This is a genomic window from Vibrio sp. 1401, assembly GCF_033340295.1.
On the sequence record NZ_JAWOWF010000021.1, the window covers coordinates 52401 to 75245 of the forward strand.

Sequence of the window (22845 nt, forward strand, 5' to 3'; positions counted from 1 at the left end):
TTAGTTATCTCTGTCTTGTTTTTGGACTGGTGGAACGGGGTCATACCCCCCTTCATTCAAAGGGTGGCATTTTAATAGACGTTTGCCTGATAACCAACATCCTTTTACAAAACCGTGAGCTCTCAAAGCTTCTAGCGCGTAAGTGGAACAGGTTGGTGTGAACCGGCAACGAGGACCAATCAAAGGGCTGATAAACCAGCGATACAGATAAACGAGCCCAATGGCTATCCACGTGAAGGGCGAGACAGGCGTTGCCATAGCTTATCAAACAACTTAAAAATTTCCTCATTGCTTAAATCTTGCGCGCTTTTCTTCGCAATCACAACAAAATCTTTGTTTGGAAGCTGATGTTGATTGTTACGAAAGCTTTCACGAGCCAAACGCTTAAATCGGTTACGACCGACAGCCGTTTTGATTTGCTTTTTGGGAACCGCTAAACCTAATCGTGGGTGAGAAAGTTTGTTATTGCGAGCAATGATGGTGAAATGAGGCGAGCCAGCTCGATGAGCTTGCTGGAAGACGTTTTGATAATGCTCGGGAGTTAACAAACGTAACTCCCGATTAAACGCGTACGTGTTCAAAATAAACTAGCGATTATTTTGATAGGCGCGCACGGCCTTTTGCACGACGTGCGTTGATAACTTTACGACCGTTCTTAGTTGCCATGCGAGCACGGAAGCCGTGAGTACGCTTGCGCTTTAGAACTGTAGGTTGAAAAGTGCGTTTCATGATAATTACCTTTACTGATCAGTAGTTTTAGGTTCTTGTTAAACCCGGCGTGGGTATTTGCTTTCTTATATAAAGAAGCTCTTTATATAGAGAAGGACAACCGACGCCTCTCAACAAAGAGGCGGAATTGTAATCACACTCACATAATGTGTCAATGACTCAATGAGTACGAAATTCCGGCCGGGCGATTATACGTAGTGTGAGTAAAATCTCAAGGATCAATCGATCCTGATGCTTGATCGTTACTCTATTCCTACTTGGTTAAGGAATTTTTTCAAACGAGGATCTTGTGGATTATCGAAGATATCCTGTGGAGAACCTTGCTCAACGATATTGCCTTCCGCCATGAAGATCACTCTATCAGCGACTTCTTTAGCAAATTGCATCTCGTGTGTTACCACCAGCATGGTTTGATGCTGATTAGCTAACTTCTTCATTAATGAGAGAACTTCACCGACCCATTCCGGATCCAGCGCAGAAGTTGGTTCGTCAAACAACAGCAGTTCTGGTTGCAGCGCCATCGCTCGGCCGATACCCACACGTTGTTGTTGGCCGCCAGACAATGCCGCTGGATAACTATCGCCTTTATCCCCAAGACCGATGTCATCCAGAATTTGTTGCGCTCGTTTGAGAGCATCGGCTTTTTTCCAGCCTCGAACGGTCACTAGACCTTCGGCAATGTTCTGGCGCGCATTCATGTGGGCAAACAGGGCATAGTTTTGGAACACAAAGCCAGTTCGACGACGCAGCGCTAATACTTCGGCTTTAGTGTGTTTTTGAGTATCAACGGAGATGTCATCTATCGTGATACGACCTTCATCTGCTTGTTCTAGAAAGTTCACCGTACGCAGCAAGGTTGATTTACCCGTGCCACTTGAGCCGATAATCACGATGATCTCACCTTGCTTAATATCGAGGTCGATGCCTTTCAGCACTTCAGTCTCACCAAAACGTTTGTGAATATTTTCTAACTTAATCATCGTACGTACGCCTTATTCAGTTTTGCTTCTGCCCAGATTTGTACGCGAGTCAGAATCACCACCACTCCCCAGTAAATAAGAGCAACCGCAAGGAAAGCTTCAAAGAAACGGAAACTTGATGAGGCTTCCATCTGTGCTTTCGCCATGATTTCGGCCACACCAAGCGTGAAAGCGAGAGACGTTGACTTGATCATATCGATGAAATAGTTCATCAATGAAGGCAGTGCGACACGCGTTGCTTGAGGTAAAATCACTCGGCGCATTGCTTGGGATGTCGTCATACCGACCGATAAGCTCGCTTCCATTTGGCTGCGATCAATGCCAATAATGGCGGCACGAATACTTTCCGCCATATAAGCGGCAAAGTGCAGCGTTAAACCGATCACCGCTGCTGAAAAGGCGTCGATACCGACCATCAATGGAAAAATTTGCGGTAAGCCGTAATAAAGCAGGAAAAGCTGAACCAACAGTGGGGTGCCACGGAAGAAGCTGATGTACAGTTGGCTTAATTGATCCAGAACTGGCAGTTTAAATACGCGAATATTGGCTAAAATGACGGATAAAATCAGCGAAAACACCAATCCCCATGTCGCCATTTCCATGGTTGTGCCAAGATATTTCAGCAATATCGGCAGCAGTTCCAACATGTAATTAAAGTCAAATCCCATACGGCTTACCTAAAGGCTAGAGAAAAGAAAAGGTGGAAAACAAGTTCCACCTTTACGTAAGTTTATTTTAGTCCGAGAGTGATACCACTTTGCGGCCTAAAGTACAAAGAGTTCTTATTTCGTGATGTCAGCGCCAAACCACTTCACGGAAATTTTCTCTACTGTACCATCTGCGCGCATCTCAGCCAGTGCTTTGTTTACTTCTTCTTGCAGCTTACGACCTTTCTCGTTGTCAACGAAAGGCCATGCGTTTTGAATGGTCTCAAACGGTTCGCCTGCCAATTCCAGAGGAAGGCCAGTTTTCTTAATCAGCTCTAACGCAGAAAGACGATCCATTACAAACGCGTCTGCACGACCGAGCGCCACGTCATGTTCGATACCTGTGTCGTACGTTTTAATGTTGATCTTGCCGTCTTTGTCGTATTGACGCAGCAGTTGCTCAAAGTTAGAGCCTAGGTTCACCGCAACGGTTTTGCCCGCAAGATCGTCAACACCTTTGATGCTGTCGTTGCCTTTACGCACGGTAATTTGTGCGCCATCTACAACGTAAGGGTCAGCAAATAGGTATTTAGCTTTACGCTCATCAGTCATGGTGATTTGGTTGGAGATCGTATCGATACGACCAGTTTCTAAAAGACCAAATAAACCAGAGAAGTTGGCTGTTACGTATTCGATTTTGTAATCGTTACGTTTACCGATTTCATCCCACATGTCGACTTCAAAGCCTTGTAGCTTGTCTTGCTTTACAAAAGTAAACGGGAAGTAGCGACCTGACATACCAACTTTGACTTCAGTAGCGGCTTGTACGGTTGCTGCCGACAGTGCAATGGCTGCAACGGCAACCTTAATCCAGTTTTTCATAATACATCTCCATAATTTTATGGTTGGAAATACTACTGTTAGTTAGCTCAATTAAATAAATAACCAAGAGCAATAACCTAGACCTGTGAGTTATTAGATAATAGAAGAAGAATGTTAAATGTGACGAAAATGCGAACTGAACCTAGCGAAATGATCGACAAAATCAGCATTGGGAATAAAATAATACACAGACTTATCACCAATCGCTCGATCTTGTGAGTTTTGCCCAATTGTGGATCGTTGTGTGGGCAAATTTGGGGCAAGGTGTGTTGATCTCATCAAGTTTGCAGAAATAATTGTGAATAACTTGGATCTTATTCACTGGATCGTCGATCAATCGCTGGCGATCTTGGTTATCAACAGGTAAAATTGCCAGTCTTTTCCGATAATTCAATTACTCAGTGGGGGCACCGTGTCATCTTCGCTTTGGCTGCAATGTTTGCAGCAGCTTCAAGAAGAGCTACCAGCTACAGAATTCAGCATGTGGGTTCGTCCGCTACAAGCGGAGCTCAATGACAATACTCTCACTCTATTCGCGCCAAACCGCTTTGTGTTGGACTGGGTGCGTGATAAGTATCTGAACAATATTACTCGCTTACTGCAGGAATACTGCGGTGGCGATATTCCTAACTTACGTTTTGAAGTGGGGAGCCGACCTGTCTCTGCACCAAAACCAGCGCCGACACGTACGCCTGCAGATGTGGCTGCCGAGTCATCTGCACCTGCGCAATTACAGGCGCGTAAGCCAGTACACAAAACCTGGGATGACGACGCTCAAGCGATTGCGGCTATCAATCACCGCTCAAACATGAACCCAAAACACAAGTTCGATAACTTTGTTGAAGGTAAGTCGAACCAACTGGGTTTGGCTGCGGCGCGTCAGGTATCGGATAACCCAGGTGCAGCTTACAACCCACTATTCCTATACGGCGGCACGGGTTTGGGTAAAACCCACTTATTGCATGCGGTGGGTAACGCGATTGTGGATAACAACCCGAACGCAAAAGTGGTCTACATGCACTCAGAACGTTTTGTGCAAGACATGGTGAAAGCGCTGCAAAACAATGCGATTGAAGAATTCAAACGCTACTACCGCAGCGTGGATGCGCTCCTTATCGATGACATCCAATTCTTTGCTAATAAAGAACGTTCACAAGAAGAATTCTTCCATACCTTCAACGCACTATTGGAAGGTAATCAGCAGATCATTCTAACGTCTGACCGTTATCCTAAAGAAATTAATGGCGTTGAAGATCGTCTTAAATCTCGCTTTGGTTGGGGTCTTACTGTTGCGATCGAGCCGCCTGAGCTTGAAACGCGTGTGGCGATCTTGATGAAAAAAGCTGAAGATCACCAAATCCACCTTGCTGATGAAGTGGCATTCTTCATTGCCAAGCGTCTGCGTTCGAACGTTCGTGAGCTAGAAGGTGCACTGAACCGTGTTATTGCGAACGCGAACTTTACTGGCCGTCCAATTACGATTGATTTTGTTCGTGAAGCGCTGCGCGATCTGCTTGCTCTACAAGAGAAGCTTGTGACAATCGATAACATTCAAAAGACAGTGGCGGAATACTACAAGATTAAAGTAGCGGACTTGCTGTCTAAGCGTCGTTCTCGTTCTGTAGCGCGTCCTCGTCAGCTGGCTATGGCGTTAGCAAAAGAACTAACCAACCATAGCTTGCCTGAAATTGGCGATGCGTTTGGGGGCCGCGATCATACGACCGTACTTCATGCTTGTCGCAAGATTGAGCAGCTGCGTGAAGAGAGCCACGACATTAAAGAAGATTACTCTAACTTGATTCGCACCCTGTCTTCGTAATCGGTTAGAATAACGGTATTCTAAGCAAATCATTTATTGAGCTGACAGCGTAAAGAGCCAAGCATGAAATTTACCATTGAACGTAGTCATTTAATCAAACCGCTACAGCAGGTTTCGGGCGCTTTAGGTGGCCGACCAACCCTGCCAATCCTGGGTAACCTACTTCTTAAAGTAGAAGAGAACGTATTGTCGATGACGGCAACCGATCTTGAAGTAGAGTTAGTAAGCAAAGTGACGCTAGAAGGTGATTTTGAAGCGGGCAGCATTACCGTTCCTTCGCGTAAGTTTCTCGATATCTGCCGTGGTTTACCGGACGATGCGATCATCACATTTGTATTAGAAGGTGATCGTGTACAAGTTCGCTCTGGTCGCAGCCGTTTCTCGTTGGCAACGCTTCCTGCGAACGATTTCCCTAATATTGAAGACTGGCAAAGCGAAGTGGAAGTATCACTGAGCCAAGCTGATTTACGTACGCTGATCGACAAAACTCAGTTCTCGATGGCGAATCAAGACGTTCGTTACTACCTCAACGGCATGTTGTTTGAAATTGACGGCACCACGCTACGCAGCGTGGCGACGGACGGCCACCGTATGGCGGTATCGCAAACTCAGCTAGGTGCGGACTTTGCGCAGAAGCAAATCATCGTGCCACGCAAAGGTGTGCAAGAATTAGTAAAGTTGATGGATGCGCCAGAGCAGCCCGTAGTACTTCAGATCGGTAGCTCCAATGTTCGTGCTGAGGTGAATAACTTTACTTTTACCTCTAAGTTGGTTGATGGTCGTTTCCCTGACTACCGCCGTGTATTGCCTCAGAGCACCAATAAGACACTAATAGCAAGTTGTGACGAGTTGCGCCAAGCCTTCTCTCGTGCTGCGATTCTTTCCAACGAAAAATTCCGTGGCGTGCGAGTGAATCTGGCTGATACTGAAATGCGCATAACCGCGAATAACCCAGAACAAGAAGAAGCGGAAGAGATGCTTGATGTAACCTTTGAAGGTGACGCCATCGAAATCGGCTTTAACGTAAGCTATGTGCTTGATGTTCTGAACACGTTGCGTTGTGAAAATGTACGTGTGTCGATGTCGGATGCTAACGCCAGCGCGTTGATTGAAAATGCCGACGATGACAGTGCCATGTACGTGGTGATGCCAATTCGTCTATAAGCCAACTGAATGCCTCTTTCTCGTCTCATCATTCAGCAGTTTCGAAACATTAAAGCCTGTGATATTGAGTTATCAGCAGGCTTTAACTTTCTTATCGGGCCGAACGGCAGCGGTAAAACCAGTGTCTTAGAAGCGGTTTATCTGCTCGGGCATGGCCGCTCATTCAAGAGCTCTCTCACCGGACGAGTGATACAAAATGAGTGTGACGAACTGTTTGTTCATGGTCGTTTTTTGAACTCGGATCAATTTGAGCTACCTATCGGCATTAATAAGCAGCGTGATGGCTCAACAGAGGTTAAAATAGGCGGTCAATCTGGACAAAAATTAGCGCAGTTGGCACAAGTTCTGCCTCTGCAGTTGATACACCCAGAAGGGTTTGATTTACTGACAGATGGCCCTAAACATCGTCGTGCGTTTATTGATTGGGGCGTGTTTCATACCGAGCCCGCTTTTTATCAAGCATGGGGAAGGTTCAAGCGCCTGAACAAGCAGCGCAACGCGTTGTTGAAAACCGCCAATAGTTATCGTGAGCTCAGTTATTGGGATCAGGAAATGGCAGGGTTGGCTGAAAACATCAGCCAATGGCGAGCAAGTTACATCGAGCAGATGAAAACCGTCGCAGAAACTATCTGTCAGACATTTTTGCCAGAATTTGAGATCCAATTGAAGTATTATCGTGGCTGGGATAAAGACACTCCATACCACGAGATACTAGAAAAGAATTTTGAGCGTGATCAGGCATTGGGATACACCTTTAGTGGCCCAAACAAAGCTGATTTGCGCATTAAAGTGAACGGAACGCCCGTTGAAGATGTTCTGTCACGCGGTCAATTAAAACTCATGGTGTGTGCATTGCGTGTAGCGCAAGGGCAACACCTGACAGAGATGGCCGGTAAACAATGCATTTACCTAATTGATGACTTCGCGTCGGAATTAGATAGCCAACGTCGCAAGCGTCTTGCTGACTGCTTAAAAGAGACGGGCGCACAAGTATTTGTAAGCTCTATCACTGAAAGCCAAATCGCCGATATGTTGGACGATAACGGTAAATTGTTTCATGTGGAACATGGCAGGATAGAGTCAAACTAGAAGAGAGAAACTCATGTCTGAAAATTACGATTCATCGAGTATTAAGGTACTGAAGGGTCTGGATGCGGTACGTAAGCGTCCAGGAATGTACATCGGCGATACGGACGACGGCACCGGCCTTCACCACATGGTTTTCGAGGTGGTGGATAACTCAATTGATGAAGCGTTGGCAGGTCACTGTAAAGACATCGTTGTGACAATTCATGAGGATAACTCGGTTTCCGTTAGCGATGATGGTCGTGGCATTCCAACAGAAATCCACTCAGAGGAAAATGTCTCTGCAGCAGAAGTAATCATGACGGTTCTTCACGCGGGTGGTAAGTTCGACGATAACTCATACAAAGTATCGGGTGGTCTTCACGGGGTAGGTGTTTCAGTAGTAAACGCACTATCAGAGAAAGTTGAGCTAACGATTCATCGTGGTGGCCATATCCATACGCAAACCTACCGCCATGGTGAGCCTCAAGCGCCACTAGCCGTTGTGGGTGATACGGATAAAACCGGTACACAAATTCGTTTCTGGCCAAGTGCCGAGACGTTCTCTAACACAGAGTTCCACTATGACATTCTGGCGAAGCGCCTGCGTGAACTGTCATTCCTGAACTCTGGTGTGTCGATCAAATTGGTTGATGAACGTGAAGCGGACAAACATGATCACTTCATGTATGAAGGTGGTATTCAAGCGTTCGTTGATCACCTAAACACCAACAAAACGCCAATCATCGAAAAAATCTTCCACTTTAACTCTGAGCGTGAAGACGGCATTTCAGTTGAAGTGGCGATGCAATGGAACGATGGTTTCCAAGAGAACATCTTCTGCTTTACCAACAATATCCCACAGCGTGATGGTGGTACTCACCTTGCTGGTTTCCGTGCTGCGCTAACACGTACATTGAACAGCTTTATGGATAAAGAAGGTTTCTCGAAGAAAGCGAAAACAGCGACTTCAGGCGACGATGCGCGTGAAGGTCTAACTGCGGTTGTTTCGGTGAAAGTGCCTGATCCTAAGTTCTCAAGCCAAACAAAAGACAAACTGGTTTCTTCTGAAGTGAAATCAGCTGTTGAGTCTGCAATGGGTGAAAAACTGTCTGAGTTCCTGATTGAGAACCCGACAGAAGCGAAGATGGTTTGTTCGAAAATCATCGATGCAGCACGTGCTCGTGAAGCAGCGCGTAAAGCTCGTGAAATGACGCGCCGTAAAGGTGCGCTAGACCTAGCTGGCCTTCCAGGTAAACTTGCAGACTGTCAGGAAAAAGATCCGGCACTCTCTGAACTATACATAGTGGAGGGTGATTCGGCAGGCGGCTCCGCAAAACAAGGCCGTAACCGTAAGAACCAAGCAATCCTACCGCTAAAAGGTAAGATTCTTAACGTAGAAAAAGCACGTTTCGACAAGATGCTATCTTCTCAAGAAGTAGCAACACTGATCACCGCACTAGGTTGTGGTATCGGTCGTGACGAGTACAACCCGGACAAGCTTCGTTACCACAACATCATCATCATGACCGATGCCGATGTCGATGGTTCGCACATCCGTACGCTACTGTTGACCTTCTTCTACCGTCAAATGCCAGAGCTTATCGAGCGTGGTTACGTGTACATCGCTCAGCCACCACTATACAAAGTGAAAAAAGGCAAACAAGAGCAGTACATCAAAGATGAAGAAGCGATGAACCAATACCAAGTATCATTAGCTCTGGATAATGCATCGCTACACGTAAACGCAGAAGCACCTGCACTGGCTGGTGAAGCACTAGAGAAGCTTGTTCAACAGTACAATGCGGGTATTAAACTGGCGGAACGTATGAGCCGTCGCTACCCAAGTGCTTTGGTAAACGAGTTGATTTACACTCCTCGCCTAACGCCAGAGCAATGCCATGACGCATCAGTTGTGGAAGCTTGGACGAAGCAGCTTATTGAACAGCTGAATGCGAAAGAAGTGGGGGCAAGCCAGTACAGCTACGAAGTTGAGCAGCACGAAGAGCTAGGCTTAAACTTGCCTAAGATTGTGGTTCGTACTCACGGCGTGACGCACGAACATGCAATTAGCATCGACTTCCTAAACTCGAAAGAGTACGGCAAGTTGGCTGATCTATCAGAAGCACTTGATGGACTTCTGGAAGAAGGCGCGTACATCAAACGTGGTGAGCGTACTATGCCAGTGGCAAACTTTGCAGAAGCGCTTGACTGGTTAGTGAAAGAGTCAATGCGTGGCTTAAGCCGTCAGCGCTACAAAGGTCTAGGTGAGATGAACCCAGACCAACTTTGGGAAACCACCATGGACCCAGAAACTCGTCGTATGATGCAGGTAACGATTGAAGATGCGGTAGGTGCAGATCAACTGTTCACTACGCTAATGGGTGACCAAGTAGAACCTCGTCGTAACTTCATCGAAGAGAACGCACTGAAAGTAGCGAACCTAGACGTATAACGACACTGTTCGTGATCGTAAAAAGCAGCGAGAAATCGCTGCTTTTTTTGTTGTACCACCAGCTAAAATCGCCACTTTCTGCTAAAGCGGATGTTTTTCTGGTACTAACTGCCAACAACCCGATCAAGCCTGCCATTTTATATCTGTTTTCTTTTTTTCTCGCCATTTTGTTCGCTTGAGCGCTTTTGCTTTCTTTTTTCTGCTCGCTATAGTGCTGAAGAGCTGATGATTAAGGAGACTAAGAAAATGGTGATGACTTTCCTGAACTAAGCCGGAAGTGATGCACTTCCGGTTCAATGCACTGAATTTATTTGTAAGACAAGGCATTAAGAAGGAAATAATCATGTTTGAACGCTGGTTCTCAGCGTACTGCTTGGCGCTGCGAACTTGGTGGTTAACCAGTCGCTTTTTAACCTATCAATCACCACTAAGGTTGTTATCGCTATTTGAAACCTGCGAGCAACAAGCCCATTGCCGTAACCGAACTCGTATTGCGGTTGGGGACACGGTTCGCTTAGTGGATGTTGAACGCGCCTATCAATATCGCATGACGTTAGTCAGCTCGCGCAAGGGGCAGCCGATGACAGGTATGCTCGCGGTCGATTCTTATTTGGGATCTCGACTGTTAGGTCGAGCTAAAAATGATGCGCTCGAAGTGGAAATTTTTAATCAGCGACGCTGCTTTGTGATTACTGAAATTGTTCATCACTCGCAGCCACCAGCTCAGAAAATGCTGTGTGGTTGTCTGTTGTGCCAATAAATAGAGGTGAAGTCATGAGTAAGAAAGAAAAGAAACAACCGCAGTTGAGTCTAAAAGAAAAGCGCAAACTAAAGCAGGAAAAGGCGGCAGAAAAGGGCGTTGTAAAAGCGCGTAAATCCTCCCGCAAGTAAAGTGTAGATTGAGCCCTCCAGAACGGTGGGCTTTTTATCACTGATCGTGAAGTGATGAGGAACTAAGCTGTTCAAGGGGATAGTGGATGCTTTAAAAATTTTTTATTTTTTCCCTTGAAAGTCATTTTTGACGACCTTATATCTAGTTGTGAAGAGGGTGACTGGCTTGCTAGAGACTAGAAGACCAGCCCTCTGAAATCGCTAAAACGAGATCGCTCAGAAGAGGATATGGCGTTTTAGCACACAACTTAAACCTTTAGATTCAATATCATGTCTCCGAGCCAAACCAAGGCCAGTGGAATGATAAGAATCTCTTAGTTCGGCGTTGGTTTTTGCATAAACACGCCAGTAGGATGAAACTCATCTGAACTAAGACTATTGCTTAATTAAGAGGATAGATTTATGCGTAATGTAGATTTCTCACCACTATACCGTAATGCAATTGGCTTTGATCGTCTGCTAAACCTGATGGAAGCGAATACAGCGAAAAATACTTCTGGCGGTTACCCTCCATACAACATTGAGCAAAAAGACGAGCACAACTACCGTATTACTATGGCCGTTGCTGGCTTTGCTGAAGAACAGCTCGATCTGACTCAAAACGAAAACATGTTGATTGTGAAGGGCGAACGTAAAGCCGAAGAAGGCAAAAACTACGTTTACCAAGGTATTGCAGAACGTGATTTTGAACGTAAATTCCAGCTAGCGGATTACGTAAAAGTCGTGGGTGCATCAATGGAAAACGGTCTACTTCATATCGATTTAGTTCGTGAAATCCCTGAAGCCATGCAACCACGTAAGATTGCTATCGGTGGTAACAACCTGATTGAGAACAACTAATCAGTTAACCACCCAGTTATAGAATGAGAAAGAGCGCCATATGGGCGCTCTTTTTAGTTTGGGGTTTTCAAATCCGCTATTTTAAAGCCGTAATTTCAAAGAGAAGAACGGCTGAGTTCAATCCATCTATTTACCTTCGCGGTAAGCCTTTTCCACTTCTTCAGCGATAATCGCAATGCCTTTTTGCATCATTTCATCATCTTGAACGTAGTTCATACGCAGGCATTGGTGCGCGTGATCCCACTCGTCTTGCTGACCAATAAAGAAATATTCACCAGGGACAATCAATACGCCACGCGCTTTCAAGCGTTGGTACAGTTCCATTGTTGTGATTGGCAGTTCATCAAACCATAACCACAAGAAGATAGCGCCTTCCGGCTTGTGGATGCGGAATCGCTCATCGGTAATTGCTTGTTGGAGCAGTTCAACCGCACGTTGTGATTTTTGCTTGTAGAACGGCTTAATCACCTCTGAACTCAGTTTAAGCAGATCGCCTTTGCCAATTATATGGTTTGCCAGCGCTGGACCAACACTGCCCGGCGCTAGGCTGATGATGCCGTTCATATTGGTTAACGCTTGAGTGATTTCTTCACTCGCAATCACAATGCCACAACGCACACCTGGCAAGCCAAGTTTAGATAGGCTCATGCATAGGATGGTGTTTTCATTCCAGAACGGTTCGACATCTTCAAAGATGATGTTCGGGAAAGGTAGACCGTAGGCGTTATCGATGATCAGCGGGATGTTGTTCTCACATGCTAGCTTGTCCAGTTTACGTACTTCTTCGTCTGTCAGTACATTACCCGTTGGGTTGGTTGGACGAGACGCGCAGATTGCCGCAACAGAGTCGTCGACGGTTAGTTGCTCAAAATCGACGTGGTATTTAAACAGACCGTTATCTAACAGCTCGATTTCTGGGTGGTAAGAGATAAAGATATCTTCATCAATGCCTGCATCACCATAACCGATGTACTCAGGTGCGATAGGTAGTAGCACTTTCTTATGCGAACCATCTGGCTGTTTACCTGCCAACAAGTTGAACAAGTAGAAGAAGCCACTTTGGCTGCCGTTAGTTAGGCTGATGTTCTTTTCGGAAATATCCCAGCCGTAAGTTTCACGGAATAACTGAGCTAGCGCTTTGACGAACGCGTCTTTACCCTGCGGGCCATCGTAGTTGGCGAGGGCGGCGACGAGCTCCCCACTGGCGAGCATTTCCTCACTGGCTTGGTGAAAGTAATCGAGCATGGCAGGAATGGCGGCAGGATTACCTCCACCGAGCATGATGGCACCTGGTGTGCGCAGACCATCATTCAAATCGTCCATTAACTGCGTAATACCTGAATACTGATTAAATTTTTCACCAAACTTTGAGAACTGCATGCTGACTTATACCTAATTCATTGTGATTGCTTTGTGTATGTTTATGCCGATGTTTTATCGGCTTATCGAGTAATCCTTGACCTTACCTCAATGTGTAATTAACGCAAAGTGTGAATTAAGCCGAAAAAGAAAAAAGTGCGTCATCAGACCAGAGGGACGAGACTAAATGGCAAAAAGAACAATAAAAAAGGGAAGCTTATGCTTCCCTTGCTGGTGGAGAGAGTGTGATTTACTCACCGGTGTAAACAATCAGTACCTTGTCGTCTTGGTATTGGCGTTCGAACGCGTAGTAACCTTCTTGATTGCGAGTGATGTGCTTACCTTGAGCAACCGCTGGGTGGCGTTTACGGAATTCACCCAATTTTTGCCAATGTTGCAGCAGATCTTCACGCTCGCCATGAATCTTATCCCATGGCATATCTGAGCGTGTGCCTTGGTGGGCGTCTGAACCAGTAATGCCAAAATCACGAGCTATCTCATCACCGTAATAGATCTGTACTGCACCCGGAGCCAGCATCAGAGCATTTGCCGCACGTGCTTGGTCATCAAAGCTGCGGCTGCGAGCTGACCAAAACAGTTGTGTATCGTGTGAAGACAGGTAGCTCAACACATTGAACTCAGGATCGGTATTGATGCGCTCTGCATAGCGGCGGTAATCATTATCAAGTTGAGCGAAACACTTCAGCGCTTTTGGTGCCACATCAGATTGGAACTCGAAGTTGATGATGGAATCGAAGCCGTTATCGAAATACGGGCTCTTCACTACGCTGTGTGCCCACACTTCACCTGTCATCCAAAATGGCAGGTCATCTAGTGCTTTGTCTGGATTGTTTTGCTTCCACTGGGCAAGCGCTTGAGTGGTGCTGGCTTTCAACTCTGCCCACGCTTCCATTTCAACGTGTTTGGCCGTGTCGACACGGAAGCCGTCAATGCCGTAGTCACGTACCCAATCGGATAACCAGGTAATCAGGTGTTCACGTGGGGTTTGCAGCTCATCTTGCGCATTGGTGTCTTTATTGCGGAAGAAGTTTGGTAATCCGGTTTTCTTAGTCGATTCGGTTTTGAGATCCGGTAGGTAGTTCAAAGACATGGTGATATCGTTGTAGCCCGGAGCATCGTAGTCACCAATGTCGGTGCGGATCCAATCTTTGCCCCACCATTTATCCCACGCTTCGCTATCACCGTATTTGATGTAGTCGTTGAAGCTGTGCCAGCTTTGTCCTAATTTTGGCTGCCAGTCGGTCCATTTTTCACCAAGGACTTGTTTGGCTTCTTGGTCATCAAGGTAAAGCTGACCAAAGCCGAATTCCTGCATGTCTGCTAATGTCGCATAACCTGTGTGGTTCATGACTACATCCCAAATCACGCGGATACCTTTCTTGTGGGCGGTATCGACGAAGGTTCTGAGTTCATCTTCGGTACCCATGTTGGCATCAAGCTTGGTCCAATCTTGGTGATAGTAGCCGTGGTAGCCGTAGTGCTTAAAGTCGCCTTTATCGCCGCCGCCAACCCAGCCGTGGATTTGTTCCAGTGGTGAGGTTATCCAGATAGCATTCACACCAAGTGATTCGATGTAATCGAGTTTTTTCGTTAGACCCGCTAAGTCACCACCGTGGAAGGTACCAATCTCATATTTTCCGTCTTTACTGCGACCGTAGCTGTTGTCGTTGTCAGGGTTGCCATTGTAGAAGCGGTCAGTCATGACGAAGTACACTGTTGCGTTATCCCAGCTGAACGGTTTGTCGGCTTGCTGATCGACTTCTTCTAGCAGCAATAGACCTTGGCTCATAGGACCCGGCTGCATGGTGACGCTGCCATTGGCGACTGTGGCTTCTTGTCCGGTTAAGGCGTCACGAACGACAGTGCCATCATTAAAGGTTTGAGCAACATTGATGGTTTTTGGCGTGTCAGTTGCGACAGGGCAAGAGTAGGTGATGTCCTGAGTCTGTTTTGGTTTGATTTTTACCGTCAGCTCGTTGGTGGTTGGATTGAGCGTAAATTGATAGGTATTGGCTTTGAAGATGCGCAGCGGCATTTGTGCATCAGTGGCGCAGTTATCCATTTTTAATGGACGATTGAACTTGATGCGATCTTCTTCTGCTAGGGCAAAGCTACTGCCACAGCTTTGATTACTGTCGGCAATGGTAAAGGTGTAGCTGCCTTTTTCGAGTTTTTGCTCGGCGACAAGTAAGCCCTGTGAGTTTTCCTCAAAAACAGCGGTATCATCACCAACGCTTAATACGATGGCATTTTCTGGAATCTGGCTGCAGGCGCTCAGTAGACCAATAGAGAGTGCGAGAATTGTTTTTTTCATTGTGTCCTTCCCCCGAATAAACAGTCCAGTTATAGCAAAACTGTGCCTCTACAATCCGAGCTCTATACCAACAAGTTAAACGCGTCTCACCCTACAAATTTTAGTCTTGTTCACAAAATGAATAATAAGCGTCACCTTCATCGGTTTGAAGGCAACAAAAAAGGGAAGCATCTGCTTCCCTTTTACTTATTTCTTAATCACTTCGAAGAGTAATGAATTACTTTTGAAGCAAAGAAATGTCTGCGATCTGTAGGAACAGGTTACGCAGGTTGTTCAGTAGTGTCAGACGGTTCTTCTTAAGTGCTTCGTCGTCTGCCATTACCATTACGTTATCAAAGAACGCATCAACTGGTTCACGTAGGTCAGCTAGCTTGCTTAGGGCTTCTTGGTAGTTACCTGTAGCAAATGCTGGCTCTAGCGCTTCAGTCATTACTTCAACGCTTTCTGCTAGTGCTTTCTCTGCGTCTTCTTGTAGAAGTGCTAGGTCGATGTCTGCTGCTAGTTCGCCGTCGAATTTCGCTAGGATATTACCTACACGTTTGTTCGCTGCTGCTAGAGACTCTGCTGCTTCTAGTTCACGGAAGTGAGAAACCGCTTTAACTCGTTGGTCGAAGTCTGCTGGTTTCGTCGGGCGACGCGCTAGAACTGCTTGAATGATGTCTACGCTGAAGCCTTCGTCTTGGTACCAAGCACGGAAACGACCAAGCATGAACTCGATAACGTCTTGCTCAACGTTGTCGTTGGTTAGGCGATCGCCAAACAGTGACTTCGCTTTCGCTACTAGGTCAACAAGATCTAGGTTGTAGCCGTATTCAACGATGATACGTAGTACACCTAGAGATGCGCGGCGTAGTGCGAATGGGTCGCTGCCTTTAGGCGCTTGACCAATACCGAAGATACCTACGATAGTGTCTAGCTTGTCTGCCATTGCAACTGCAGTTGAAACACCGTTAGATGGCAGTTCATCACCTGCGAAACGAGGCATGTATTGCTCGTTCAGTGCGACTGCAACTTCTTCTGCTTCACCGTCGTGGCGAGCATAGTGCATACCCATAACACCTTGAGTATCCGTGAATTCGAATACCATTGAGGTCATTAGGTCACATTTTGCTAGTAGACCAGCACGCTTTGATTTCTCAACGTCAGCACCGATTTGCTCAGCAATGTAGCCAGCAAGTTCAGTGATGCGGTCTGTTTTGTCTTTGATCGTACCCAGTTGCTTTTGGAAGATCGCTTGTTCTAGTTCTGGCAGACGGTCGATAAGCGGACGCTTACGGTCTGTGTTGAAGAAGAACTCTGCGTCAGCAAGACGAGGGCGAACTACTTTCTCGTTACCTTCGATTACGTAACGAGGCTCTTTTGATTCGATGTTCGATACGAAGATGAAGTTAGGTAGTAGCTTCTTGTTTTCATCGTAAACAGGGAAGTATTTTTGATCACCTTTCATGGTGTATACCAACGCTTCAGAAGGCACTTTTAGGAACTCTTCTTCAAACTTCGCTGTTAGTACCACTGGCCATTCAACCAGAGACGTTACTTCTTCTACTAGGTCATCTTCTAGGTCAGCGATACCGCCAACCGCTGCTGCCGCTTTTTGTGCGTCAGCGAGGATGATTGCTTTACGCGCTTCGTAATCTGCCATTACTTTACCGCGCTCTTCTAGGATCGCAGGGTATTGTTCAGCAGAATCGATAGTGAACTCTTGCTCACCCATGAAGCGGTGACCACGGATAGTGCGGTCTGAAGCGACACCAAGGATCTCGCCTTCGATTAGATCGCTGCCCATTAGCATGGTTAGCGTCTTAACTGGACGGATAAATTGAGTCGTTTTGTTACCCCAGCGCATTGGTTTTGCGATAGGTAGGTTTGCTAGTGCTTTCGCTGCAAGTTCAACTACGATCTCAGACGTTGGCTGACCTTTCACTTCTTGTTTGAACAGTAGCCATTCACCTTTGTCTGTAACCATGCGTTCTGCTTGGTCAACCGTGATGCCACAACCGCGTGCCCAGCCTTGAGCTGCTTTTGTTGGGTTGCCTTCCGCGTCAAACGCTGCAGAAACCGCAGGGCCACGCTTTTCAACAACTTTGTCAGACTGGCTGTCTGCTAGTGCTGCGACTTTAAGTGCAAGACGACGAGGTGCCGCGAACCATTTCACGCCCTCGTGAGCAAGCTCAGCGCCTTTTAGTTCTGCTTCGAAGTTTGCTGCGAATGCTTCAGCTAGAGTGCGAAGTTGCGTTGGTGGTAGCTCTTCTGTACCTAGCTCGATTAGAAATTCTTTTGCCATGTTACTCTACCCCTTACGCTTGTTCTTTCTTACACATTGGGAAGCCTAGAGCTTCACGCGATGCGTAGTATGCTTCTGCAACTGCTTTCGTCAGGTTGCGGATGCGTAGGATGTAACGTTGGCGTTCAGTTACTGAGATCGCTTTACGCGCATCTAGTAGGTTGAATGCGTGGCCAGCTTTTAGAATGCGTTCGTAAGCAGGCAGTGGCAGTGGCTTTTCAAGCTCAAGTAGTTCTTTACACTCTTTTTCACACTGTTCGAAGAAACCAAATAGGAATTCAACGTCTGCGTGCTCGAAGTTGTAAGTTGATTGCTCTACTTCGTTTTGGTGGAAGATATCGCCGTAAGTCACTTTGCTGCCGTCTGGTGCGATGTTCCAAACTAGGTCGTAAACAGAGTCTACTTCTTGGATGTACATTGCTAGACGTTCGATACCGTAAGTGATTTCACCAGTTACTGGTTTACACTCAAGACCACCAACTTGCTGGAAGTAAGTAAACTGGGTCACTTCCATGCCGTTTAGCCAAACTTCCCAGCCCAGACCCCATGCGCCTAGTGTTGGGTTTTCCCAGTTGTCTTCTACGAAACGGATGTCGTGTACAAGAGGGTCAATACCAAGAACTTCAAGGGAGCCAAGGTACAACTCTTGAATATTGTCAGGCGATGGTTTTAGCGCTACTTGGAATTGGTAGTAGTGCTGAAGACGGTTAGGGTTTTCACCGTAACGGCCATCAGTAGGACGACGTGAAGGTTGTACGTAAGCTGTCGACATTGGCTCTGGGCCAAGCGCTCGTAGACAGGTCATTGGGTGAGAGGTACCCGCACCCACTTCCATATCTAGCGGTTGAACAATGGTACAACCATTTTGAGCCCAATAATCCTGCAGCGCGAGGATCATTCCCTGGAAGGTTTTGATATCGTATTTTTGCATAAGTCAGGTTCGCGCGATTCTCTTGTTACTCGTTAATTCGTCATCTATGCCGAGTTTTTCAACTCTAACAACGGCGATAAAGAGTAATTACGGTTGAATAAATTAACAATCTAGTATAACCAGATATTGAGCATGGGAGTAGAGCTAATCTTGATTAATTCGTGGGCGATTTTCTCCTTTAATGAATTTTTACCGCGTTATCTGCTGTATTTTTCCTAAAAGGGAGTTTTTGCCTGCTTTGGCTCTTGAGAAGCGCAACAAAGGTGGCTAGAATTGCGCCTGTCTTTGGGGAGTAGCTTACCTGATGAAGTTTCTGTTTCATCTGGTTCGTCCGTCAACATAATTGGTGCAAAATCACCATGGCGTTCGAGACTTGAAGCCTTTCAAGTTTAGCAAGACCTTAGACAAATCATCACGAACCGGGGTAGGGGCGTGAGGTTTGTCTTCGGTTAAAAATAATAATCCCTGCCCCAATGAGCATGTCGTGAGCGTTTTAGCTATTTCAATTACTACTGTAGCGTTAGCAGAAATTGGCGATAAGACCCAATTGCTATCTCTATTACTCGCAAGTCGTTACCGAAAACCAATCCCAATTATTGCAGCAATCTTTTTGGCAACTATTGCCAACCACGCTTTGGCTGCATGGTTAGGTGTGGTTGTCGCAGACTATCTATCACCTGAGATTTTAAAGTGGGTGCTGGTGGTCAGTTTTGTCGCGATGGCGGCTTGGGTTCTGATCCCGGACAAACTGGATGATGACGAGCAGATTTCTAATCGAGGCCCATTTATTGCCAGCTTTATCGCGTTCTTCGTTGCGGAGATAGGCGATAAAACTCAGATCGCCACTTCCATCTTAGGGGCGCAATACGCGGATGCGTTAAGTTTGGTGATTATCGGTACCACAATCGGTATGCTGCTGGCGAATGTACCTGTGGTCCTGATTGGTAAATTGTCGGCCGACAAGATGCCTTTAGGGCTGATCCGTAAAATCACCGCATTTTTGTTTATTGCTCTGGCAATAGGGGCTGCACTGTTCTGATTTTTTGCACGTGAAATGATGTGAGTTATCAATCATTAGTGGCGTGCTGCGCGAGTTCAAACTCTGACTCTAAATCGTTCCGTTGCGTGACGGATGACATATAAGTGTCATACTTGTCATGGTAGTTTAATGGTGTGAATGATAGCGAGAGGGCAAGTTTATGCTTACACGTTACATGGGGATGTCCCCGAAGAGTCAGAGTTATTTATTCACTTTTGGTTTAGCGCTGTGTTTACTAGCGATGGTGCTAACTGATATGTGGTTACCGATTGTAGCAGGATCGTTCGTCCTTACTGGATTGACAGTAGAAGCGTGGATTCGTGTCGCTCACATCATTCCTATGCATGAAGAGATGCGGGCAATGAAGAAACAACTTAACAAGCTCCAATCAGAAGTTCGCACACTCGAATACGACGAATAAACAAACGGCAGCCAATATTGGCTGCCGTTTTTAGTTCGACCAGATTATTCCAATCCTTTCTTGATCAGGTACTGATACGGAACTTGCTCCGTTTGTGCCGCAACTAATTGGTGGTCCATAAAGCGGCAGAAACTCGGAATGTCTCGAGTCGTGGATGGATCGTCTGCTTTGACCAGCAAAATCTCACCATCTTGCATGTTGCGAATTGTCTTCCTGACCATCATCACTGGCTCTGGGCAGCGCAGTCCTTGCGCCTCTAATGTCTTGTTTGCCAGTTCAGGATTAAAGCTCATAGTGTGATTCTCGTAACTAACTGAGCGTTGAATTTTACTTTCGTTGAAAAAATATTCAATAACCACTTGGCAAACCGAATTTTTTGTTTTACCTTAAATTAACAATTTGGTAACAACTGGCAAGGGAGAGGCAATGTTAACAGCGTTAGACAGACTTACGATTTACTCAGTGCTGTGTTTTATCTCGTTCTGTGCATTGGTACTTAGGACGCCAGCTGACACCTCTTTGACGCCTCTCGTAGGCATGGTTGCCACTATTATTGGGATTTGGATCGAGATGCGCAGATGGTCTGGCGCATCTGAGCAAGAAAATTAGCGCTTCTTGCTTGGATCAGAATGCTTTTAATAACGCTCACCTATTTTTTACCGACACTTCATTCCGACACTATCCCCATTTTTCTTGGGCTTCCCCGCTGAAAGGCGGGATTTTTTTTGCCTAAAGAGTACAATTTACCCAAACACATACAAAATAAGTGGCTAATTCGTGGAACTGGAAGATATCTATCGCCGAGATTTAAATTTACTGGTTGCGTTGCGAGTACTGATAGAAGAAAACAGTGTCAGTAAGGCGGCAACACGTCTGAACTTGAGTCAATCGGCAATGAGTCGTGTACTTGGTCGTCTACGCGACTTATTGGGAGACCCGCTGTTTACTCGTCAGGGACAGCATTTGATCCCAACTCAGAAAGCGTTAGAGATCGATCGCTCATTGGGCGAGCCATTAGAGTCTTTACGTCAGTTGTTATCTCCGGTTGAGTTTGACCCATTGCAATGCGTACAGACTTTCAACATCGTGACCACCGATTATGCCATGCAAACGATATTACCGTTCGCTTTGCCGAGAATTTACCAAGAAGCACCAAATGTGTCTTTCAACTTCTTACCACTGCAACACGACCGTTTATCAGATCAGCTCACTTATGAAGGTGCAGACTTAGCGATTTGTCGCCCGACAGGCCCGGTGGAGCCTCTACGCAGTGAAGTGTTGGGGCGAGTGGGGGTGCTGTGTATGCTTTCAAAACAGCATCCATTAGCGAATAAAGAAATGAGCTTGGATGATTATCTGAGTCATCCACATGCCATGATCGCCATCAGTGATGGTGTTAAGGCACTGATCGAACAAGCTTTGATGGAGAAACCTAAGCGTAAAATGGTTCTGCGGGCTTATCATTTAGAAGCCGCATTGGCGATCATGGATACCTTGCCAATTATCATCACAGTGCCAGCGGACTTGGCGTATCTGGTTGCCGAGCGTTATGACTTGGTGGTGAAACCGTTACCATTCCAATTCACGCCGTTTGAATACTCGATGATTTGGCATGCGCGTTGCGAGCATTCTCCCGCTCAAGAATGGTTAAGAACGATTGTGCGTGAAGAGTGTAGCCGTCTGATAGCTAAACGTATCGAAGATATGGGACTGAACTGCTAACAAAAAAGAGCCAGCAATGCCGGCTCTTCGTCTGTTTACACTGAGTCAGTGTTTATAGCTTGATAACCACACGACCCGTTACTTGACCGTTGGTGATGTCTTCTGCATATTTCGGTGCTTCAGCAAGAGCAACTTCAGTACACGCTTGCTCGAAGTAGCTGTCTGGTAGTAGCTCGACCAGCTTTTCCCATGCAGCGATACGTTTCTTTGTTGGGCACATTACTGAGTCCACACCTTGTAGGCGAACATTACGTAGGATGAACGGCATCACTGTGGTTGGTAGATCAAAACCACCTGCAAGACCACAAGCTGCAACTGCACTGTTGTAATCCATTTGCGCCAATACTTTTGCTAGTACTTTGCTGCCTACAGTATCAACCGCACCTGCCCATACTTGTTTTTCAAGCGGACGTGCTGGTTCTTCAAATTCAGTACGGTCGATGATGCGGCTAGCACCTAGTTTTTCAAGTAGCGGGCCGTTTTTCTCTACACGACCTGTCACTACAGCAACTTTGTAGCCAAGCTGTGCTAGAAGCGTTACTGCGACTGAGCCTACACCGCCACTTGCGCCAGTTACTAGGATTTCGCCATTTTCAGGTTTGATGCCTGCATCAAGCAGTGCTTGAACACACAGCATACCAGTGAAGCCAGCAGTACCAACCATCATTGCTTTCTTGCTGTCTAGACCTTTTGGTAGTGGTACTAGCCAATCCGCTTTTAGACGAGCACGCTGAGACATACCACCCCAGTGGTTTTCACCCACGCCCCAGCCAGTAAGGACAACTTTGTCACCAGCTTGGTAGCGGTCGTCTTCTGAGCTTACTACCGTACCTGCTAGGTCAATACCTGGCACCATCGGGAAGTTACGGATGATTTTACCTTTACCTGTGATCGCAAGACCGTCTTTGTAGTTTAACGATGAGTAATCAACGTCAATCAGAACGTCGCCTTCAGGCAGTTGTGTTTCATCGATTTGCTCGATGTTAGCGATAGTACGTTTGTCTTCTTGATTTAGAACTAGAGCATTAAACATAAGGTTCTCCGATTGTGCGGTAGCATGACTCTGGGTCACATGCAGCAAGATATTAACTGGTCTAAGTGTATGTCTTCTTTGTCTATGAATAAAATGAAACTTGAGCATTTAATGTATGCTCTTCATGCATGTTTGATGTAAAACAAAGGGCGACATCAATTGTCGCCCTTAAGTGTAATACTAAAAATTTTAGTACTAGTTCATTTGCTTATGATTGTTGGCTCGATCACTACAACAACGTCTTGAACT

Annotated in this window: 22 protein-coding genes; 10 read left to right on the plus strand and 12 right to left on the minus strand. The window is 46.2% G+C overall.

Going from position 1 to position 22845, the window contains the following annotated elements; translation table 11 throughout:
* The 6 genes from yidD to R7Z77_RS12610 all read right to left on the minus strand — a co-directional run bounded on the left by yidD (position 1) and on the right by R7Z77_RS12610 (position 3238).
* Positions 1-258, minus strand: coding sequence for a membrane protein insertion efficiency factor YidD (gene yidD, locus R7Z77_RS12585; RefSeq protein WP_005378822.1), 258 nt, complete (start codon positions 256-258; stop codon positions 1-3).
* Positions 225-548, minus strand: a complete 324-nt coding sequence (rnpA, locus tag R7Z77_RS12590) for a ribonuclease P protein component (RefSeq protein ID WP_005394102.1) — start codon at positions 546-548, stop codon at positions 225-227. Before rnpA ends, yidD begins: the two co-directional genes overlap by 34 nt.
* A gap of 46 nt (positions 549-594) precedes the next feature.
* A complete protein-coding gene (rpmH, locus tag R7Z77_RS12595) occupies positions 595-729 on the minus strand; it encodes a 50S ribosomal protein L34 (protein ID WP_005378825.1) in 135 nt (44 codons plus the stop codon).
* A gap of 242 nt (positions 730-971) precedes the next feature.
* A complete protein-coding gene (locus tag R7Z77_RS12600; RefSeq protein WP_005378827.1) occupies positions 972-1709 on the minus strand; it encodes an amino acid ABC transporter ATP-binding protein in 738 nt (245 codons plus the stop codon).
* A complete protein-coding gene (locus R7Z77_RS12605; RefSeq protein WP_005378829.1) occupies positions 1706-2377 on the minus strand; it encodes an amino acid ABC transporter permease in 672 nt (223 codons plus the stop codon). The genes R7Z77_RS12600 and R7Z77_RS12605 overlap by 4 nt, the downstream gene beginning before the upstream one ends.
* Before the next feature lie 114 nt (positions 2378-2491).
* The gene (locus R7Z77_RS12610; RefSeq protein WP_005378831.1) at positions 2492-3238 is read right to left on the minus strand and encodes an amino acid ABC transporter substrate-binding protein; all 747 of its coding nucleotides are present in this window, start codon (positions 3236-3238) and stop codon (positions 2492-2494) included.
* A gap of 412 nt (positions 3239-3650) precedes the next feature.
* On the opposite strand from R7Z77_RS12610, the gene dnaA reads away from it, so the two are divergent.
* From dnaA to R7Z77_RS12640, 6 genes are all read left to right on the plus strand, one after another.
* Entirely contained in the window at positions 3651-5057 is a 1407-nt protein-coding gene (gene dnaA / locus R7Z77_RS12615; RefSeq protein ID WP_005378835.1) for a chromosomal replication initiator protein DnaA, read from the plus strand.
* Positions 5058-5120: 63 nt separating this feature from the next.
* A complete protein-coding gene (dnaN, locus tag R7Z77_RS12620; RefSeq protein ID WP_005394106.1) occupies positions 5121-6221 on the plus strand; it encodes a DNA polymerase III subunit beta in 1101 nt (366 codons plus the stop codon).
* Between the two features lie 9 nt (positions 6222-6230).
* Positions 6231-7310, plus strand: a complete 1080-nt coding sequence (gene recF, locus R7Z77_RS12625; RefSeq protein ID WP_005378839.1) for a DNA replication/repair protein RecF — start codon at positions 6231-6233, stop codon at positions 7308-7310.
* A 13-nt stretch (positions 7311-7323) separates the two neighbouring features.
* The gene (gene gyrB, locus R7Z77_RS12630; protein ID WP_005378841.1) at positions 7324-9741 is read left to right on the plus strand and encodes a DNA topoisomerase (ATP-hydrolyzing) subunit B; all 2418 of its coding nucleotides are present in this window, start codon (positions 7324-7326) and stop codon (positions 9739-9741) included.
* A 343-nt stretch (positions 9742-10084) separates the two neighbouring features.
* Positions 10085-10501, plus strand: coding sequence for a GreA/GreB family elongation factor (locus R7Z77_RS12635; protein WP_054579440.1), 417 nt, complete (start codon positions 10085-10087; stop codon positions 10499-10501).
* 533 nt (positions 10502-11034) lie between these two features.
* Positions 11035-11472, plus strand: coding sequence for an Hsp20 family protein (locus R7Z77_RS12640; RefSeq protein ID WP_005378857.1), 438 nt, complete (start codon positions 11035-11037; stop codon positions 11470-11472).
* Between the two features lie 126 nt (positions 11473-11598).
* Here R7Z77_RS12640 and R7Z77_RS12645 read toward each other — a convergent pair whose 3' ends face one another.
* From R7Z77_RS12645 to glyQ, 4 genes are all read right to left on the minus strand, one after another.
* On the minus strand, positions 11599-12852 hold the full coding sequence (locus tag R7Z77_RS12645; RefSeq protein WP_064353494.1) for a valine--pyruvate transaminase: 1254 nt from the start codon (positions 12850-12852) through the stop codon (positions 11599-11601).
* A gap of 229 nt (positions 12853-13081) precedes the next feature.
* Positions 13082-15166, minus strand: a complete 2085-nt coding sequence (locus R7Z77_RS12650; protein WP_064353495.1) for an alpha-amylase — start codon at positions 15164-15166, stop codon at positions 13082-13084.
* Between the two features lie 217 nt (positions 15167-15383).
* A complete protein-coding gene (glyS, locus tag R7Z77_RS12655; protein WP_005378875.1) occupies positions 15384-17450 on the minus strand; it encodes a glycine--tRNA ligase subunit beta in 2067 nt (688 codons plus the stop codon).
* A gap of 13 nt (positions 17451-17463) precedes the next feature.
* Positions 17464-18381, minus strand: coding sequence for a glycine--tRNA ligase subunit alpha (gene glyQ, locus R7Z77_RS12660; protein WP_005383818.1), 918 nt, complete (start codon positions 18379-18381; stop codon positions 17464-17466).
* 484 nt (positions 18382-18865) lie between these two features.
* Here glyQ and R7Z77_RS12665 point away from each other — a divergent pair, with 484 nt between their 5' ends.
* Entirely contained in the window at positions 18866-19420 is a 555-nt protein-coding gene (locus tag R7Z77_RS12665; RefSeq protein WP_005378877.1) for a TMEM165/GDT1 family protein, read from the plus strand.
* 160 nt (positions 19421-19580) lie between these two features.
* Complete coding sequence (locus tag R7Z77_RS12670; RefSeq protein WP_005378878.1) at positions 19581-19841, plus strand: hypothetical protein; 261 nt, start codon at positions 19581-19583, stop codon at positions 19839-19841.
* Between the two features lie 44 nt (positions 19842-19885).
* Here the strand turns inward: R7Z77_RS12670 and tusA are convergent, their stop codons facing one another.
* Entirely contained in the window at positions 19886-20134 is a 249-nt protein-coding gene (gene tusA / locus R7Z77_RS12675) for a sulfurtransferase TusA (RefSeq protein WP_033906598.1), read from the minus strand.
* A 133-nt stretch (positions 20135-20267) separates the two neighbouring features.
* Between tusA and R7Z77_RS12680 the strand changes: the two genes are divergently transcribed.
* Positions 20268-20450: a hypothetical protein gene (locus R7Z77_RS12680; RefSeq protein WP_005378880.1), complete on the plus strand. Its 183-nt coding sequence runs from the start codon at positions 20268-20270 to the stop codon at positions 20448-20450.
* A gap of 168 nt (positions 20451-20618) precedes the next feature.
* Complete coding sequence (locus R7Z77_RS12685) at positions 20619-21563, plus strand: LysR family transcriptional regulator (RefSeq protein ID WP_017821924.1); 945 nt, start codon at positions 20619-20621, stop codon at positions 21561-21563.
* A gap of 52 nt (positions 21564-21615) precedes the next feature.
* Here the strand turns inward: R7Z77_RS12685 and R7Z77_RS12690 are convergent, their stop codons facing one another.
* Positions 21616-22596 carry an MDR family oxidoreductase gene (locus R7Z77_RS12690; protein WP_213967865.1) on the minus strand — a complete coding sequence of 327 codons (981 nt, stop codon included), beginning with the start codon at positions 22594-22596 and terminating at the stop codon, positions 21616-21618.
* Between the last annotated feature and the right edge of the window lie 249 nt (positions 22597-22845).

Bases quoted from the DNA above. Each gene is read 5' to 3' on its own strand.
- yidD (WP_005378822.1), bottom strand. From the start codon at position 258: ATGGCAACGCCTGTCTCGCCCTTCACGTGGATAGCCATTGGGCTCGTT.
- rpmH (WP_005378825.1), bottom strand. From the start codon at position 729: ATGAAACGCACTTTTCAACCTACAGTTCTAAAGCGCAAGCGTACTCAC.
- R7Z77_RS12600 (WP_005378827.1), bottom strand. From the start codon at position 1,709: ATGATTAAGTTAGAAAATATTCACAAACGTTTTGGTGAGACTGAAGTG.
- R7Z77_RS12605 (WP_005378829.1), bottom strand. From the start codon at position 2,377: ATGGGATTTGACTTTAATTACATGTTGGAACTGCTGCCGATATTGCTG.
- R7Z77_RS12610 (WP_005378831.1), bottom strand. From the start codon at position 3,238: ATGAAAAACTGGATTAAGGTTGCCGTTGCAGCCATTGCACTGTCGGCA.
- dnaN (WP_005394106.1), top strand. From the start codon at position 5,121: ATGAAATTTACCATTGAACGTAGTCATTTAATCAAACCGCTACAGCAG.
- recF (WP_005378839.1), top strand. From the start codon at position 6,231: ATGCCTCTTTCTCGTCTCATCATTCAGCAGTTTCGAAACATTAAAGCC.
- gyrB (WP_005378841.1), top strand. From the start codon at position 7,324: ATGTCTGAAAATTACGATTCATCGAGTATTAAGGTACTGAAGGGTCTG.
- R7Z77_RS12635 (WP_054579440.1), top strand. From the start codon at position 10,085: ATGTTTGAACGCTGGTTCTCAGCGTACTGCTTGGCGCTGCGAACTTGG.
- R7Z77_RS12640 (WP_005378857.1), top strand. From the start codon at position 11,035: ATGCGTAATGTAGATTTCTCACCACTATACCGTAATGCAATTGGCTTT.
- R7Z77_RS12645 (WP_064353494.1), bottom strand. From the start codon at position 12,852: ATGCAGTTCTCAAAGTTTGGTGAAAAATTTAATCAGTATTCAGGTATT.
- R7Z77_RS12650 (WP_064353495.1), bottom strand. From the start codon at position 15,166: ATGAAAAAAACAATTCTCGCACTCTCTATTGGTCTACTGAGCGCCTGC.
- glyS (WP_005378875.1), bottom strand. From the start codon at position 17,450: ATGGCAAAAGAATTTCTAATCGAGCTAGGTACAGAAGAGCTACCACCA.
- glyQ (WP_005383818.1), bottom strand. From the start codon at position 18,381: ATGCAAAAATACGATATCAAAACCTTCCAGGGAATGATCCTCGCGCTG.
- R7Z77_RS12670 (WP_005378878.1), top strand. From the start codon at position 19,581: ATGCTTACACGTTACATGGGGATGTCCCCGAAGAGTCAGAGTTATTTA.
- tusA (WP_033906598.1), bottom strand. From the start codon at position 20,134: ATGAGCTTTAATCCTGAACTGGCAAACAAGACATTAGAGGCGCAAGGA.
- R7Z77_RS12680 (WP_005378880.1), top strand. From the start codon at position 20,268: ATGTTAACAGCGTTAGACAGACTTACGATTTACTCAGTGCTGTGTTTT.
- R7Z77_RS12690 (WP_213967865.1), bottom strand. From the start codon at position 22,596: ATGTTTAATGCTCTAGTTCTAAATCAAGAAGACAAACGTACTATCGCT.